This is a genomic window from Mobiluncus mulieris (assembly GCF_014204735.1).
Classification (GTDB): domain Bacteria; phylum Actinomycetota; class Actinomycetes; order Actinomycetales; family Actinomycetaceae; genus Mobiluncus; species Mobiluncus mulieris.
This window is the reverse complement of record NZ_JACHMA010000001.1, coordinates 1,666,903-1,683,024: the sequence shown is the minus strand read 5'-3', so window position 1 is coordinate 1,683,024 and position 16,122 is coordinate 1,666,903. Positions and strand designations below refer to the sequence as shown.

Here is a 16,122-nt window from a genome sequence, read left to right as displayed (position 1 = left end):
TTAAGGATACTCAAAAATACTGGCAAATAAAACCGGTTACCACGTTTGTGCTGGTGGGGGGTGGTTTGGGGGGTGACTGGTTTTTACCCAGATGAAGGGTGTTTTGATGATGAATTTTGGTAAGAAGATGGCTGTTGGGGTTGCGTCTGCGGCTTTGGTGGCTTCGTTGGCTGGGGTTCCGGCGGCTGTGGCTGCGGGGGCTGAGAGGATTACTTTCCCGGAGGGTGGTTCTTTTGAGCGTATTGCGGGGGATTCTCGTGTTGATACGGCGATTGCGGCTGCGGAGCGTTTGTATGCTGATAAGGGTAAGTCTTTGACTAAGGCTTATTTGGTGGCTGCTGGTGATTCGCATTTGGTTGATGCTGCTACTTCTGGCATGTTGACTGATGGTGTGGTGCTGTTGGTGCCGACGGATCGTTCGGGTCAGTTGTTGTTGGGTGCTGCGATTAAATCGAAGTTTGACAAGGTTAATACTTTGGTTGCTGTTGGTGGTAAGAACGCGGTTCCTGATGAGGCGGTGGCTGCGGTTAAGAAGATGAACGACAAGATTACCAAGACCGAGCGTTTGGATGGTAAGAATCGTTATGAGACGAATGTGGCGGTAGCTAAGGCTGCGTATAAGGATTTTAAGAACGCGTCTCGTGTGTATTTCACTCGTGGTGATGTGATGGTTGACGCTTTGACTGCGGGTGCGGCCGGGGATGGACCGGTGTTGATGCTCACTCCGTCTGGTGATATTGATAAGGCTACTAAGGATTATTATGCCGAGGCTGTGAAGCATGCTCGTGACGCAGTGATTCTTGGTGGGGAGAAGGCTCTTCCTTCGGAGCAGGTTGCTAAGGTAGGGGCTGAGATTAAGAAGCTTGATCCGTGGTCTTGGCTTAAGAGTGGTAAAGAGCTTAAGGCTAATGTGGCGTTAGCGGCTGCTACTTATTTTGGTCAGTCTGATTGGCAGTCCCGTAAGTTTGTTAAAGATTCTATGCCGCCTCAAGACCAGGGTGCCGCTTTTGATGTTAACAAGTTCGAGAAGTATGATTTCTTTGGTCTTAACGGCGGGTCTGTTAAGGCTGAGTCTAAGGATCCTTCGAGTGTGAATATTGAGACCGCTGTTAGTGATCCGAAAAAGGCGTTTGTTGGTTATGTGCAGCCTTTGAAGGATTTGAAGGCTAACAATGTGGTTATCACTAAACAGTATAATGATTTGAATGCTGTGAAGGATAATGCCCTAGTTGACGCTAAAACCGCTGAGGTTAAAGCTGCGGCTTTATCCGCCGTTACCAATGTTAACGCTGGTGACGTGGCTGCTAAGTTGGTGAAAGCGGTTCAGGATTTGTATGGTTTGTCTCTCAGCGAGATCAGGCCTACTTTGAATGATTCTGGGGCGGTTTCTACTTCTGGTGTGTTCAAGTTTGATGATGATTCTAACTTGACTGGTTTGGATATGGATAAGCTTGACGGGGTACAGTCAAAGCTGGCTGCTGGTGACTGGTCTGGTAAGAAGGTCTATAAGGTTGGTGACACGGATTTGACTTTCAAGGAGGCTGTCTACGCCAAGATTGCCAACAAGGACGCTGTTTTGCCGGGTAAGGATCTTGCTGGTGTGGAGGCTTTGGCCTCGGGTAAGGTGAACTGGTCTGCGTTCTATAACGTGACAAAGACTGAGTTGGATAACCAGCAGAAGCGTCATGATGAGGCGAAGCAGAACTTGTTGGACGCGGTGAATGCCTACTATAACAACACGAATATGGAGTTGCTTACTGGTGTGACTGGTGTGCCGCGTCTGGCTGGTAAGTCTCGCTATGAGACTTCTTCCTTGTTGGCGGTGTACCTGGAGAAGCGGGGTCGTTTCGTGAACTCGGGGTCTAAGGACTTTAAGAAGGATTCGCGGGCGTATTTGGCTTCTGGTGATGATGCTCACTTGGTGGACTCGGTAGTGGCGGGTCAGTTGACTGATGGTCCGATTCTGTTGGTGCCGGCTTCTGGTGAGATTGATAAGACCGTGTTGAACCACCTGGCTTATTTGAAGAAGAAGGAACCGAATCTGGGTACCTTCGCTTTAGGTGGAAAGATGTCTATCTCCGAGGAAATCCGTGCCGCTGCGGTTAAAGCCTTGAAAGAAGCTAAGAACTACAAGGGCACGAACAACTTCCGTGGTAACGATGATGCCGGTAATCAGGCTCCATCCCTAGGCGGATACGCCAGCCTGGAAATCACGAATGTTGGCAATGCCGGTGCTAAGACTGCTGCTATGTCGATAGCCGCTAACAACGGTAGGGTTGCGGGGCTTAGCGCTTTGTTTGATGGCCTGCCCAAGGGTGTTACCGCCACGGGTAACAATACTACCGGCCAACTCACTTTCACTCCTGCTGATAGAAAAGAGGATGTCGCGGCTAACGGAACCTATAAGGTGACTGTCCGTTGGATTGACAGCAAGGGTAATATCAAATATCAAGACAGTGTCGATGTCACGGTTAAACTAGCTGCGGCTCCTACCACTTCGGCAAAGCCAACCTTGGGTGCAGTAACTGGCAGCCCAATCACTGCCGCAAACGGTACTGCTTCGGTTCCTGTGACTGACGCTAAGTCTGCGCCTGCCGAGTACACCTGCACTATCGATAAGAACGAGCTTCCTGCTACTACTGGTAAGGTAAAGTTCGCTGTTGCTTGGGATTCTAGCGCAAAGGCTTGCAAGGTTACCGCTACCGACGACTCTCACAATGGTGCTGTCTCTGGCACGATTAAAGTGACGGTCAAGGTTGACGAGGACGGCGCCGGTGCAGCTAAGACGGTTTCCGATGGTGCGGATAAAAACGTTACTGTAAACATCTCCTAGTGAGTCCTTTGATTCTAGTGAAACCTCAATGGTTTCAACGATAACTTCATAAACGTCTGACCCCGGTAGATGACTACCGGGGTCAGACCTGTTCCGGGACGGTCGCGGGTATGGTGGTGTGTAACGAGTTCCCTTGGTTTGGTGGGAGAATTTGCGCTGGTGGAGAGGTTAGAATGTAGCGTATGGCGATTCGTTCTTTTAGAATCAGAAATCTGCTTTCCATTAGAGACACTACTTTGGAATTGGTCACTCCGGTTACGTTGTTGATTGGTCCCAACGGTGCGGGAAAGACGAACTTGCTCAGAGGGATAGAGCTGCTTTCACGTCTGGTTGATGACACGTTCCAGGATGAAATCATGCGTGGTGGCGGGTTTAGTGAACACTTTTTCCAGGGTAGCCCGGTAGCTGATTTTGACTCGGCGGAGCAAGGCAGGGGGTTTGATTCACGGTGTTTTGCAATCGATGCTGATTACCGGATAAACGAAAAGCTTACAAATGGGTATGATGTTCAGTTCAGTCGCGGTACTGGAGATACTGCCTTGGTGCGAGAGCGGCTTTTCTTTCATAACCGGGCTAAGTACCCTGCTCCTTTCTATGACGATTTCCAAGGCAATCATGGTTGGCTACCATTGGCGCATCGTTCTGTGCTTTCAGATGCGGATGATCGCGGCTCAAGGACTGGGGTACAGGAGAATATTCGACGTATTCTCACGGGTTGTAGGGTTTTTCATTTTGATGATTCTTCGTCCCGGTCGCCCGTGTTACAGAGTTGTGATGTTGCCGATAATCTAAGGCTTCACAGTGATGGGCGGAATCTCGCGGCGGTGTTGTGGCGGATGCGGGAAAGTGATGTTGAAAGGTATGAGGGAATTTTACGTTCGGTGCGTGTAGTGGCACCGTTCCTTGAGGATTTTGAGGTTAATCCGGTTTATGAGGGTTCGCGCAACACTATATTGCGTTGGCGACAGAAAGGGTTGGATGGTGTTTTCTCGGGAGAGAGACTAAGCTCCGGTACGCTTCGGTTTATCTGTCTGACTGTTTTGTTACAGCAAACCAACCCGCCGGAGACGATTGTTTTGGACGAGCCGGAACTTGGTCTGCATCCTTTTGCTATCTATCAACTCGCGCAGATGCTGCACGAGTTTGCCAGCCGTGAGAGGAAGATTATTGTCACCACGCAATCAGTCACGCTGGCAAATCAGTTCTCGTTGGAAGAATTAGCCCTGGTTACTCGGGAAAACGGCGCGACTGCGGTGAATCGTCCCGAGCCAGAGGCTTACACGCAATGGCTGGATGACTATTCGGTAGGGCAAATGTGGGAAAACAATGTCCTAAACGTGTCCCCCAAAAGGGAGGTAACGGACTTGTGAATAGGAAATGGATAGTCACAAGGTGTGTGGGGTTGCGGCTATGGCATTGATTGCGATTGTTGCGGAGGGACCGTCGGAACAACAGTTCATCACGAACAATTTAGCTCCTTACCTGCAGCAGGCTAGCGGAGGGAACTTGTTTGCCCAAGCCATTGTGGTAAAAACGAGTGTTGCCGCGAACGGGAAGGCTCGGTTTGGGGGTGGTGGTTGGTATTCCAGGGCAGGAGGCTACGACTCGTTGATTCGGATGCTGTTAGCACAGCCGCAATGGCAGGGAGTGTCAACGATGATTGACTACTACGGTTTTCCGCAAGATTTCATTAGAAAAGCAGGCTTAGTCAATCCCCAATGCGAGGACATTGAGGACAAACTGCTCGAGTACTACAGGAACCGGGAACAACCGGGAAAATGGCTGCCTTTCGTAGTCAAGCATGAATTTGAATCCCTGGTTATTGCCGCAGCCTTACACGGAAAATCAACCGTGTTTAGCAACGCAGAGATTCACCAGATGGCTGGTTGGAGAGACTCGTCCGGCGGGGTAGAAGAAATCAACGATTCACCTCAAACAGCCCCGTCTAAACGACTTATCCAGCTAAAAGAAAGCAGTCCGGTTCCCTACCGTAAAGTACCGGATACGAAAGAAGTGTTCGACCATACCCGTATAGAAGCAGTGATGGACGAGTGTCCCCACTTCGCTGGCTGGGTCGCCAACCTGTTGTCATTCGCCCCGTAACACCGGAAAATCCCTGCCAACCCCATAAAAACGAACCGGGGAACCAGGAACAACAAGCTGATACCACCACTGCAAATGGTTAGTTCCACAACATTATCCGCAGCACAAACAGAACAACCTGGCATACGACCCCGACAAACCGGATCAGGAAAACCCAGACCGTTTCAAAATACTTGACACTAACTGTCTGCTAGACCCAGTTCTTCCAGTAGTTTCTCCTGAATGTTTCCCCGGCAGCAACTAAAAACATGGCACCCCCAGGAGTCAATGACTCCCAGAGGTGCCACGTCTTATTCAGTTATCGTCTCCTTCAAGACGGGTAAGGACTAAACAACATGCAACCACGGTTTAACCCTTGGTGTACTTAATCACCGTGTTCTTAGCAGTCTTTGCAGAGCCTGCATTTACGCCGGCATTCACGGATGTAGCCTTGCAGACTATCTTGTCAGCAGGAATCGTGATGCTACCTGTAGCAACGTCGTGTGCGGGTGACGTTAGAGTCAACGTTTTAGTGTTCAAAGCTCCCGCGCCAAAGTGGGTGGCATCCGCAGCACCGGATTTAACTTGGCCACTAGCACCGGTGATTTCCCAGGAGTATTGCACATCAACAGCAGTACCCGTTTTATCGCAGGTCAAAGTCACTGTTTTCGCACCTGTATCAGAAGCAGTGGTCTTAACTTCACCACTAACCGGATTCATGGTTATAGTCACGGCAGTGAGTGTCTGCGCCGGTGCAGCTGCCGGTGCGGATAGTTGTACGGTTACGGGGTTGGTGGCGATTTCTTTTTCGGTTACGCCGCTGTCGTTCTTGTAGGTAACGAGTGCCCGGTAATCGCCTGTTTTGCCAGCATCAGTGGCGGGGGCAGTGATGTTGCGGGACACGGTGACAATACCCTTATCAGACGATGTCTTGGTCCCGGTATCGTAAGTCACACCGGCCGGAGTGCTGTTAGCTACCGCACTCCAGTTTGCGCTTTTGTCGGCGCGGTATTGCCAGGTTACGGTCGCGTCTTCGGCTTTCTTCCCGGTGGGTACCTGGAAAGAGAAACTCAAAGTCGCCGGCTTACTATTAGCAACAGCCTTCTCGCCTTCGGTGTAGGTGACTTTGAGTTCATTAGAGACCAGGAACTTCTGTTCCTTCTCAGTGACGCGGTCGTTACCAACCTTGACCTCAGCAGCCGCAGCAGCCGCAGCAGCGTCAGTTACAGAGTTCTTACCACCCACAGCGAGTACCGCCGGGAAAGCACCTTTCTTACGTTCAACAACCTTATCGCCACTGACACTCAGGAACTGGCCAATGTTTTGCATCTCAGTCTTAGTAGCATCAGTCAACGTACCAGCCTTGTTAACCAACAAGATAGGCCCACGGGTGAACACCCCAGCAACCAGAGCATCAACCATAGACTCGCCGTTAGCCAAATACACCCGGTCAATAAACGCGCCACGCTGTAAACGCAGGTACTGCGAAATCATCGCCGCCGTAGAATAGCGATCCGCACCACCAAGACGCACATAACCGGTACCACGTTTCAACTTCGCCCACGCATCCAGCATAGACGCGCTAGTGGAATCCGCGTTCTGCTTTGCCTGAGCCAAGAACAACTCGGTGTCACGCTGCAACACAACCAGATTCGAACCACCAGTAGTCAACGTGGAGATAGACTTATTCGAGAACAAGTTCTGGGATTCCACACCTACCGAGTCAAACTTGTAGCCTGTAGGAGCCACTACATTACCTAGCAGTGCTGCGTCTTTGTGTTCGAAGTAGGCTTTGATACGAGCCTTGTCAGACTTGATAGCAGTCTTCACAGCCTCGTTATTAGACTCGATAGCCCCATAAGCCACCCCGGTAACTTTCCCGTCCTCATCAAAAACAAAGAAATCCTTATTATTCGCAATATTAGCTTGGTTAGCAGTACCGTAGAGTTTACCCAGGTCAGAGGCGATACCAGTCGCAATCATACTGTAGTCGCCTTTAGCGTCTTTAATCTTATTCGCGATATCCATCTTCACGGACTTAACCGCAGAGTCAACCACGTCCATACGCCCCGCGACTTCCCTAGCCAACGCCTTGTAGCCCTCGAAACGGTTACCAGCGTCCTGACGCCCCAAATCAAGCATTCTCGGATCACGCGAGGTAGCAGTATTAAGATAATTAGGATCACCGGCTTTAGTGATTTCGAAATCCGAACGGAAGGTATTCACACCCAGGTATTTCGCGCGAGCCTCTTCGAATGCTTTACGCGCGTTAATAGACTCCAAATCCGCTTTACCAGGATTAACCTTAACCACCGGATCCAACGCCTCGGACAAAGCCTTATCCGGAACCGCGTTTTTACCACCTAAACCAATAACACTTTGAACCTTGTGATCCTTCACCCAAGTCTTCACATCCTCAGGCAATTCCCCGTCTTTCGTGTAAAACACCGGGCCATGATCCAACGTGCCAGCCGCCAACGCGTCAATCGGTACATCCGCGCGTGACACAATCACATTCTTAGACTTGCTAGGCTCTACCTCGATAACTCGTTTCGCCACAGACATAGCAGTCTCATACCGGCTCTTACCACCAAGACGACCAGTCTTTTTATCACCAGCCACAGCCTTCAAAGTCGCTTCAGGCACCACCTGCTCTCCACCAACAGCGTAAACCGTGGTAGCAGACGTGTACTTAGCAACCTGAGCCTTAACCACATCAAGCGTACGAGAATTATTATCCACCAGCAGAATAGGCCCATCAGTCAACTGACCAGCAGTAGCCGCATCAATCATCGCAGTCGAATTCGCAACATACACAGCCTTAGCCTTAGCCACCTCAGGGAAAGCAACCTTAGCCACCTCTAACGCTGTATCAATACGATCATTATTCGCCCTATCAGAAGCAATACGATCCCAACCACCGTCCAAAGGACGAGGCTCCTCCACAGCCACAGCCGCCGGAACACCAGCCAACGAAGCCACCAAAGCCGCAGACGCAACCCCAACAGCCATCTTCTTACCAAAATTCATCATCAAAACACCCTTCATCTGGGTAGAAACGCGTCATCGCCTTTATGTTTAATATGATGCCCATCATTTTGAAAATGACAGGCATCATATTAAACATCACAAGGCGCTATCTGAGCTGGCGGCGCCGCAATCCGTCCAGCGCGTCGGCCACGTCGCTCAAGTCCTCGGCAAACAAGTCCGCATACACATCCAGGGTCATCGCGGCGCTGGAATGCCCCAGCATCTGGGCCAGAGCCTTGACATTCGCCCCCGCGCTCACCGCCAGCGACGCCGCCGTGTGGCGCAAATCGTGAATATGCAGCCCAGTTTCCCCGATGGCCGCCGCCGCCAACGCAAAGTGAAACCGCAGGTTGGAAGCCCGCAACGGTTTGTTCTGGCGGGTGCGGAAAACGTGTACCTGGCGCAGCTCGCCCGGGGTGTACCGGGGGGTTTCGCCGCCGCAAAACGTCTCTACGGCGCGGGGTTCATGAGGTGCCACCCGCATATCCCGGCTCGATTCACCATCGGGGGCAGCGCCGGCGACCCCGGATGGCGCCTCGTGAAACGGCGCCCCGCCGTCCCCACTTGCCTCGGGGGAACCGAACGGTGCGTAGCCCTGGATGTGGCCAAGATTCTGGGATGGCACCTCGTGAAACGGCGCGAAAACCGCGCGGTCAAAGTCAAACAAGCGCCGTAACCCACCCTCGACCAAGAACTGGGGGATAGGCACGGTGCGGGTTTTGCCGTTCTTCGGTGTGCCCAGCACCAGGCGACCCGAAACCTCGGTAAAGGCGTGTCGCACCTGGATGATACGGCGACTCCACTCGATATCGCTCCAGGTTAGCGCCAGCGCCTCGCCTATACGCAAGCCACAATACCCTAGCATTAGTATTAGTACCTCTAGCTGGTTTACCTCGGGTGGTGTGGCTGGCACTGCGCCGGGCAGGGTGCCGGGCAGAGTGCCGGGCGGCGTGGCAATCCGGGTGGCGCTTGGATTTTCCGGGGAAACACCCTTGAGACAGCGACAATTTCCCCCGCGATGCCGACGTTTCGAGGCCGGCAGCTGTCGATTCCCGTAACGTTCCTCGCGCCGCATCAGGTAGCCGCTCTTCCCCTTGACCTGCAGGAACTGTGGGTTACGTTGGGTTATCTTCGGGATGGCGCGGGGTTCACGAGGTGCCACCCCCATATCCCGGCTCGATTCACCATCGTGGGCAGCGCCGCCGCCCCCGGATGGCGCCTCGTGAAACGGCACCCCGCCGCCCCCACCCAACCTGTCCCGCGTCGACTCGCCGCGGGAGAAAGCGCCGGAGAGCCCGAGAGACACCTCGTGAACGGGAACCAACTTCCACCAGCCGATTTGCTGCGCCAAGGACTCCAGCTCCGGCACGGCCAAGCGTCGGTCGAGACGCGGGGAATGGTTGCGAATCCGCGGCAAAGTGATCTCGGTGGCCGGGTTCGACTCGATGGCACCCAGACACCGCGCCAGAGCGAGAGTGGAATGCACCACCCGATGCGCCGCGCGAACCTGGCCGGCATCGTATTCGCGCTGCTCAATCAGGTCGACGATCCACCGCATAATATCCGCGCGTTCAATCTGGGTGATGGGCATGTCGGCGAAACGCGCGGCCGCACATTGCAGCAGCGAACGATAACAGGCCTGGGTGGTGGGTTTGGTATCCACCTTGGTCGCCAGCCAAAACTGGGCGAAGTCGCCGAACGTGGCGAATTGTGTCAAGTTTATATTATCCATGGATTCAGTTATAGACAGGCGTGGCTAGATGCCCAGGGAAATCTGTGGGGAGTATTTTTAGTGTCGCACCGGTTTGTAAGGCTGTGACCAGGGGATTTGCTTGGGGGAGTTCCCGGTGAAGCACCCTAAAAATCCAACGGCTTTTCCAGGTCAGACAACAACAGCACGATGAATTCTTTCTCGCAGTCATGCTGTTCGTCGGGCATCCGCCGCCACGCAGTGACCGCAAAGTCAGCCACGTCGGTTCGGGGGCCGCCTGGGACTGTGTTCCTTGACCGTCTGCCGGTGTCCAGCCACGTTGGTTCGGGGTCGCCCTCGCCAAAGCCACCGCCGGAGCCGTCCCCTCCAAGGGCAGATTCAAGACCAAGACCTGTGCGGATACCTCGTCGCAGGCCGCACCCCGGCTCGCCCCGGCCGCGCCACTTTCATCCGTGTTCTCCATTTCCAAAATCAGGGATCGCCCGACTGACATCGGCGGTGATTTTCGCACTCTGGCCAGCGAGAACCCCCAGAACTGAGCCCAGAATTTCGACACCCGCCTCATGATTGGTACACACCGAAACCCGCGTCCGCGCCCAAGCCAGTAAATAATCCCGAATTTCGCTAGCCATCGCGCCCTTGCTCCCCGGTTGGTGGCAGAAATCTAGGAAAAAATGACCCCGAGGCTAAAATATATAGAGCCTCCACCCCATTTTTTCCTGAATTTCTGCCGGGGCTGGCACCTCATGAACCCCGGCTCCAACAGACCCAACAGACCCCCCGGAACCCCCCAAACTGGGCGGCGTAAAGGAATACGTCAAGTGCTCCAAGGAATTCCTCGACCATAAAGCCAGGGTCAAACTCGCCCCCGGCAGCGGTTCGGGTGTCCGGATTACCTAGTAAATCGCGGCCAGCGGCACCGCCGCGACATTCACCAAGTGTCCCGATTCCACCACCAGCACATCTAGATCGAAACTGCGCAACATGCTCATCACCATCGACCGGTTCACGGCATCGAGTCCATCGCAAACCTCGTCGAGCCACAGTGGATGCGGTGCCAATGGAATCTCGCGGTACAGCGCCGCCTCCACGGCGGCCAGTTCGCCCACCAGGTAAGAAGCCGCGCGAAGCTCGCCAGGGAACCCGGCCACCGCCCAGGCGGCTTGAACCCCTGCGGGGACGGCGGGTTCTGGCTGTGGGGTATCCGTGTTAACGCCGGAAGTTGTCTCCACGCGCCTATTTTACATATCAGGGACACGACTTGGATAGGTGGCGGCCGCCATCGAGAACAAGATCCCCTGTGAACTGGGATTATGCTTGAGGAGAGCAGCTGTTATTTGGCGGTATCCATGGATAATAATTGTCAAAGAATTGCCAAATCCTGGTGCCGAGACTTATGACGACAGCGTCATGCTAGAGTGATAGGAAACCAGATACCACCGCAGAGATAAGACTTAGGAGAGTTGGGATAATAGAAATGGCACCTCGTGAAAAGTCCCAAAGAAACCAGCGTGAGGGAAACACCTGGCGGGGACGGTGGCACCAAGCGGCTAGCGTGATAGCCGTCGTGCTGGTAGTCGTCGGAACCAGTGTAGTTGCCGCTGCCTCCATGAACTTTTCCGGATTCATGAATGCTTCTGGGGGGAACCTCGCAGGCACATTTACCATCTCGGGGTCGGGTTTAGATGCCGCCGCTTTCGGGTCGTCTGGCGGCACCAAGGGCGTGAAAGTCACCAAGGGTAAAAGTAAAGGCGGCAAGAAAGGCTCGAAATCCGGTAAAGGCAAGGATGGGGGTGGTTCCGGTGCGAGCCAAGCCAATCAGCCCATCAAAATAGACATAACCACCCAAGTAAAAGGACCAAAAAAGGTGCAGATGAACCCGGTATCGGGTCGGGTGCTGGTGGACAAAGCCGTCAACGCCTATGTTGACGTGAAACCACAGACCAAGGTGTTTCCAGTTGGACCAATCCGAATTGTTATTGACGTCAAACCCCAGCGCTTCGAGTGGAACTGGGGGGACGGCCAGGTCAGCACCACCCGCAGTTCCGGAGCAAAGTGGCCACAAGGCTCGGTCAGACACACTTACCACAGACCGGGTAACTACCAGATTCAATGCCGGGTTTACTGGAAAGGCGCCTGGGTGGTGGAGGGTCTGTCGGGATTGCGCATTTCGCAACCTCTGCCGGAAAAGAGCGCCGCGCCGGGGAAAAATGCTAGCCCGGTGCCGAGTGCCACGCCGACACTATCCGAGGACAAGAAGTCGGCTTCCGGAACGGTCAATGGCAGCATCTATACCGACGCTAAATCCCGCACTTTCACGGTGCGATACGCCGCCGCGTATCGTTGATACCTGGGGAAGTTAATACCTGGGGAACCGGTCGTAACCGCTACGATTTTGGTCATATCTTCCTATATCCGACGAGGTTGACGAAATCGCACCAGTTACGTCACTGCCGCCCCGCGACCCGCCCGGATTGCTAGGCTAGAACCATGACGGAAGATGAAGCAAAACCAAGCTCGAATCGCCTCCCCGAGGTTGGCGGCGCTAGCGGGGCTGCTGGTAATCCCGGGGCAAGGCGAGAGGACATGTTGGGAAGCGGCCGCGACTTTCCCCCTGGCCAAGCCGCTGTACCGGTGCCGCGCCCGCAAAGCACGCTGCAGGAATACCATCGGGTCATGTTTCTGGCGCGCCTGGTTTTGGGGTTCTCTGGCCTGGCGGCTTTCACTCTGGGTGGTATTGCAATTTATACCGGCCGCAGATATGAGTCGATTCCAATTGGCCTGATGATGCTAATCGGGGCGCTGGCGCATTACTTTTGGGTTCGGCGCGCCGTGAAACGCGATATGAGTCGGAATTCTGGCGGCGACTCATGACCCCGCTACCAGTGCCACCAACTTTTGGTTCGGATACAAAACGGGTGGTTCACGAGCAGTCCTTGGCCACTCGTGAACCACCATGGAAACCTTGAAACCAGGCTATTTGACTCGAGCCAACAGTTCTTGGACGCGGGTAATCCCGGTCTTGAGGTCTTCGTCCGCCAGGGCATAGCTAAACCGCAGGAACCCGCTGGGACCAAAGGCCTCGCCCGGCACGGCCGCGACCTCGGCCTTTTCCAGAATCAGGGACGCCAACTGGCTGGAACTCTCAATCTTGACCCCGTCCAGCGACCGGCCAAACAACCCGGTCACATCCGGGTACACATAGAACGCTCCGCGTGGGGTCGGCACCGACAGGCCGTCAATCTCGCGCAACATAGACACGATGGTTTGGCGGCGCCGATCGAAAGCCTGGCGCATTTGCTTGACCACATCCAGCGACCCGCCTACCGCCGCCACGGCCGCCCGCTGGGCGATATTGCACACATTAGAGGTCAAATGTGACTGGAAATTCGTGGCGGTCTGAATCACATCGGCCGGACCCATCATCCAGCCCACGCGCCACCCGGTCATCGCATAGGACTTCGCGACCCCATTTAAAACCAGGCAGGTGTCGGCCAATTCCGGCACCAATTTCACGATATGCGCTGCCTCGGCTCCGTCATAGAGCAGGTGTTCGTAAATCTCGTCAGTAATCACCCACACGTCGTGTTCCACCGCCCACTGACCAATCGCGGTCAGTTCCGCCGGGGTGTAAACCGCGCCGGTCGGGTTCGACGGCGAACACACCAGCAGCGCCTTGGTACGCTCGGTACGCGCGGCTTCGAGTTGTTCCACGGTGACCTTGTAATCCTGGTCGGCACCGGCGAAAACTTCGACGGTCTTGCCGCCGGCCAGGGCGACAACCTCGGGATAGGTCGTCCAATAGGGCGCGGGTAACAGTACCTCGTCGCCTTCGCCCACAATCGCGGCGAAGGCCTGGAATACGGCTTGTTTCCCGCCGTTTGTCACCAGAATCTGGGTGTTTGGGTCGACCGCATACCCCGAATCGCGTTGAGTTTTCGCGGCAATGGCCTGGCGCAGTTCCGGCAGCCCCCTGGTGGCGGAATACTTGTAGTTCACCGGATTTTGGCAGGCTTCCACCGCCGCCGCGACAATATAATCCGGGGTAGCAAAATCGGGTTCACCAGCACCGAAACCGATAACCGGGTGGCCGGCAGCTTTTAACTCCCTCGCCTTGTTAGAGACCACTAGGGTCGCAGATGGGGCAATCGCGCCAAGACGCGCAGAAACTCGTGTTTTAGTCATGGTAGACATTATAAATCCTTACTGGTGTCGAGGAAATCGGGGGATAGTGGTGGCTAAGGTGGTGGTAACATGCGGTGGTTGCTTCGGGGCAGCTGTTTTAGGGTGTTGATGGCGGTGGTGGCGGCGGTGGGCGCGGATTCATGAGGTGCCAGCCGAAAAAACACTACGGTTTGAAAACCAGCCTCTCTATCCTTTAGACTTAAACCCTGTCTGGGGTTTAAGGCTCCGGATTAACCGAAGGGCAGTGGCGCAATTGGTAGCGCAACGGTCTCCAAAACCGTAGGTTGCAGGTTCGAGTCCTGTCTGCCCTGCCACCGGGGGTGGCTCCCCTCCAAAAACACCCCTCAATGAACGCGCCCAAAATACGCCCCCGTTGCGCCCCACCGAGAAACTTGCCCGGGGGACGGGGCGGCCAGGGCATGTGAATGCATTACGGGTTGGGAAACACCTTGCCGTCCATAATCCCGTCCCGGGGGGTGCTGCGCAGATAGAAGAATTAGCGGGGGTGGCGCAGCCCGGGGAATCTGCTGTGGTAAAGGCTTTACCGCGCTGATCTGTGTTTAGGCTTGTCACTGTCCGATACCCATGGAGTTGCCGATGTCGGTTTATATAAACTATAATTTGACATGTTCCCCCCGAAATTTATGTCAGGGTGGAAGTGTGTCTATGCGCATGGATTATAGAGAGAGGACATCATGGCTGAACTAGAAGCCAGCGTCGCGCCGAAGAGCGAGCCGACCCCCGATAAAGAACTGGGGTTTTTCGGTAAGATTTGGCGGTTTATTCGTCAGGTTATCGACGAGATGAAAAAAGTCGTTTACCCCACCGGCGAAGAACTGAAGCGGTATTTCATTGTGGTAATCGTATTCGTGGGTATCATTATGGCTCTGGTTGGATTAGTTGACCTGGGATTCGGGGCATTGACCGACTTGATTTTTTCCGCGATGTAAGGCAATAAGAGGGAAACACTGAGGCAATGGAAAATTTAGATCAAAGCAGCGAAGAATCAAGGCTGGAAGAGGTTGTACCGGCCGGAATTGACCCCGAGACCGGCGAGATTCTCGAGGATACGGACGCGCCGGAGCTGGCGACTCGTGAAACCGAAACGTCTGCAAGCGAGGAAGCGACTCATACCGCCGAGGCGACTCGTGAAACCGAGGCGACCAGCGCCGACAGTGCGAGCGAGGGCGACGAAGCCGACCCGCGCGAGGAACTCGCCGCGCGACTGCGCAGCCTGCCCGGGCGGTGGTACGTCGTTCACACCTATTCGTCGTACGAAAAGCGCGTGAAACAGAACATCGAACAGCGCGTGGCGAACAACCCGGGGATGGAAGAGTGGATTTACCAAGTCGAAATCCCCATGGAAGAACACATTGAAGTCAAGGCTAAGAGCCGGCGAAAGGTGCTGCGTCCGCGTATCCCCGGATATGTTTTGGTACGCATGGATATGGAAGAAAACTCGTGGCGTTTGGTGAAAGATACCCCGGCTGTAACCGGTTTCGTGGGTAACCAGCAAGACCCCGTGCCGCTGACACTGCAAGAAGTCATCGATATGCTGGCACCCACTGCCGCTCAGGCCGCTAAGGCTACCGTGACTGAAGATGGCCAGATAGCGGTATCCCAGGCAGTTTCGACCCAGATTGTTACCGATTTCGAGGTCGGACAGGGGGTTACGATTACTTCTGGCCCGTTCGAAACCATGACCGCGACTATCGCCGAGATTTACCCCGATACCTCGAAGTTAAAGGTGTTGGTGACGATTTTCGAACGCGAAACCCCAGTGGAGCTGAACTTCGATCAGGTAGAGAAGATTCTGTAGGTTTTGGGATTTTGCGGCGTCGACCCGGGGGAACCCGGGTCGACGCGTATTTTTGCCTGGTTGCTCTGGTTGCTCTGGTTGCTCTGAGAAGGCTCAATCGTGAGGACAACCGCTCTGGGGGGGGCTGGGGTTGATATAGGGCTAGTTTGGAGCCTGGTATTGGGAAAGTCGGGGGTGAGATGGGGTGCGGATTCGAGTTCCACAAGCCTTAGCGCGTCCGGTTCGTGGCAAAATCGGGAAATTTTGGGGGTGTGAGGGGGTTTGTGGCAAATTCAGGAGAATTCGAGGTGGGGTGGCCGATTTAGTTCATGGTGGTGCTGGTTTTTCCTGAATTTGTCACGGCGGGGTAGGGTAACCGGCAAAATTGTGTTTTTAATTCGGGTTTTGGGGTTGAATCCCCCGGGGAGAATCCGGGCGTGTTGGGGGTGCTGGGTGGCTTTGGGGGTGCTGGGTGGCTTTGGG

At 54.4% G+C, this 16,122-nt stretch carries 13 protein-coding genes and 1 tRNA gene; 8 read left to right on the top strand and 6 right to left on the bottom strand.

The genetic code is table 11. From position 1 onward, the window contains the following. Positions 1-106: 106 nt before the first annotated feature. The 3 genes from F4555_RS07595 (at position 107) to F4555_RS07585 (ending at position 4,936) form a co-directional block, all read left to right on the top strand. The gene (locus F4555_RS07595; protein ID WP_252865029.1) at positions 107-2,833 is read left to right on the top strand and encodes a cell wall-binding repeat-containing protein; all 2,727 of its coding nucleotides are present in this window, start codon (positions 107-109) and stop codon (positions 2,831-2,833) included. A gap of 182 nt (positions 2,834-3,015) precedes the next feature. Further along, complete coding sequence (locus F4555_RS07590; RefSeq protein ID WP_103758617.1) at positions 3,016-4,203, top strand: AAA family ATPase; 1,188 nt, start codon at positions 3,016-3,018, stop codon at positions 4,201-4,203. A gap of 7 nt (positions 4,204-4,210) precedes the next feature. Then, the gene (locus F4555_RS07585; protein WP_103758616.1) at positions 4,211-4,936 is read left to right on the top strand and encodes a DUF4276 family protein; all 726 of its coding nucleotides are present in this window, start codon (positions 4,211-4,213) and stop codon (positions 4,934-4,936) included. A 348-nt stretch (positions 4,937-5,284) separates the two neighbouring features. Here F4555_RS07585 and F4555_RS07580 read toward each other — a convergent pair whose 3' ends face one another. The 5 genes from F4555_RS07580 to F4555_RS07565 all read right to left on the bottom strand — a co-directional run bounded on the left by F4555_RS07580 (position 5,285) and on the right by F4555_RS07565 (position 10,888). Further along, positions 5,285-7,948 carry a cell wall-binding repeat-containing protein gene (locus tag F4555_RS07580; protein ID WP_160151209.1) on the bottom strand — a complete coding sequence of 888 codons (2,664 nt, stop codon included), beginning with the start codon at positions 7,946-7,948 and terminating at the stop codon, positions 5,285-5,287. 103 nt (positions 7,949-8,051) lie between these two features. Continuing rightward, positions 8,052-9,677 carry a site-specific integrase gene (locus F4555_RS07575; RefSeq protein WP_169770522.1) on the bottom strand — a complete coding sequence of 542 codons (1,626 nt, stop codon included), beginning with the start codon at positions 9,675-9,677 and terminating at the stop codon, positions 8,052-8,054. A gap of 4 nt (positions 9,678-9,681) precedes the next feature. Then, positions 9,682-10,119 carry a hypothetical protein gene (locus F4555_RS07570; RefSeq protein ID WP_221413448.1) on the bottom strand — a complete coding sequence of 146 codons (438 nt, stop codon included), beginning with the start codon at positions 10,117-10,119 and terminating at the stop codon, positions 9,682-9,684. Beyond that, entirely contained in the window at positions 10,103-10,288 is a 186-nt protein-coding gene (locus F4555_RS10975) for a hypothetical protein (protein ID WP_004015199.1), read from the bottom strand. The genes F4555_RS07570 and F4555_RS10975 overlap by 17 nt, the downstream gene beginning before the upstream one ends. 264 nt (positions 10,289-10,552) lie before the next feature. Beyond that, positions 10,553-10,888, bottom strand: a complete 336-nt coding sequence (locus tag F4555_RS07565) for a P-loop NTPase family protein (protein ID WP_004015201.1) — start codon at positions 10,886-10,888, stop codon at positions 10,553-10,555. 245 nt (positions 10,889-11,133) lie between these two features. Between F4555_RS07565 and F4555_RS07560 the strand changes: the two genes are divergently transcribed. Together F4555_RS07560 and F4555_RS07555 are read left to right on the top strand one after the other, a co-directional pair. Next, a complete protein-coding gene (locus tag F4555_RS07560; RefSeq protein ID WP_004011733.1) occupies positions 11,134-12,003 on the top strand; it encodes a hypothetical protein in 870 nt (289 codons plus the stop codon). A gap of 143 nt (positions 12,004-12,146) precedes the next feature. Beyond that, positions 12,147-12,530 (top strand): hypothetical protein, encoded by a 384-nt coding sequence (locus F4555_RS07555; protein ID WP_004011734.1) that lies wholly within the window; start codon positions 12,147-12,149, stop codon positions 12,528-12,530. Between the two features lie 102 nt (positions 12,531-12,632). Here F4555_RS07555 and F4555_RS07550 read toward each other — a convergent pair whose 3' ends face one another. Then, on the bottom strand, positions 12,633-13,850 hold the full coding sequence (locus F4555_RS07550) for a pyridoxal phosphate-dependent aminotransferase (RefSeq protein WP_004011735.1): 1,218 nt from the start codon (positions 13,848-13,850) through the stop codon (positions 12,633-12,635). 229 nt (positions 13,851-14,079) lie between these two features. On the opposite strand from F4555_RS07550, the gene F4555_RS07545 reads away from it, so the two are divergent. From F4555_RS07545 to nusG, 3 genes are all read left to right on the top strand, one after another. Beyond that, positions 14,080-14,155, top strand: a tRNA-Trp gene (locus F4555_RS07545). 381 nt (positions 14,156-14,536) lie between these two features. After that, the gene (secE, locus tag F4555_RS07540) at positions 14,537-14,791 is read left to right on the top strand and encodes a preprotein translocase subunit SecE (protein ID WP_004011737.1); all 255 of its coding nucleotides are present in this window, start codon (positions 14,537-14,539) and stop codon (positions 14,789-14,791) included. Between the two features lie 26 nt (positions 14,792-14,817). Continuing rightward, positions 14,818-15,660 (top strand): transcription termination/antitermination protein NusG, encoded by an 843-nt coding sequence (nusG, locus tag F4555_RS07535; protein WP_004018531.1) that lies wholly within the window; start codon positions 14,818-14,820, stop codon positions 15,658-15,660. Positions 15,661-16,122 lie beyond the last annotated feature (462 nt).

What these genes read in the sequence shown, in the direction of transcription:
- F4555_RS07550 (WP_004011735.1), bottom strand. Translation starts at nt 13,850, where the DNA reads ATGTCTACCATGACTAAAACACGAGTTTCTGCGCGTCTTGGCGCGATT.
- F4555_RS07555 (WP_004011734.1), top strand. Translation starts at nt 12,147, where the DNA reads ATGACGGAAGATGAAGCAAAACCAAGCTCGAATCGCCTCCCCGAGGTT.
- F4555_RS07585 (WP_103758616.1), top strand. Translation starts at nt 4,211, where the DNA reads ATGGATAGTCACAAGGTGTGTGGGGTTGCGGCTATGGCATTGATTGCG.
- F4555_RS07595 (WP_252865029.1), top strand. Translation starts at nt 107, where the DNA reads ATGATGAATTTTGGTAAGAAGATGGCTGTTGGGGTTGCGTCTGCGGCT.
- secE (WP_004011737.1), top strand. Translation starts at nt 14,537, where the DNA reads ATGGCTGAACTAGAAGCCAGCGTCGCGCCGAAGAGCGAGCCGACCCCC.
- nusG (WP_004018531.1), top strand. Translation starts at nt 14,818, where the DNA reads ATGGAAAATTTAGATCAAAGCAGCGAAGAATCAAGGCTGGAAGAGGTT.
- F4555_RS07580 (WP_160151209.1), bottom strand. Translation starts at nt 7,948, where the DNA reads ATGATGAATTTTGGTAAGAAGATGGCTGTTGGGGTTGCGTCTGCGGCT.
- F4555_RS07570 (WP_221413448.1), bottom strand. Translation starts at nt 10,119, where the DNA reads ATGGAGAACACGGATGAAAGTGGCGCGGCCGGGGCGAGCCGGGGTGCG.
- F4555_RS10975 (WP_004015199.1), bottom strand. Translation starts at nt 10,288, where the DNA reads ATGGCTAGCGAAATTCGGGATTATTTACTGGCTTGGGCGCGGACGCGG.
- F4555_RS07575 (WP_169770522.1), bottom strand. Translation starts at nt 9,677, where the DNA reads ATGGATAATATAAACTTGACACAATTCGCCACGTTCGGCGACTTCGCC.
- F4555_RS07590 (WP_103758617.1), top strand. Translation starts at nt 3,016, where the DNA reads ATGGCGATTCGTTCTTTTAGAATCAGAAATCTGCTTTCCATTAGAGAC.
- F4555_RS07560 (WP_004011733.1), top strand. Translation starts at nt 11,134, where the DNA reads ATGGCACCTCGTGAAAAGTCCCAAAGAAACCAGCGTGAGGGAAACACC.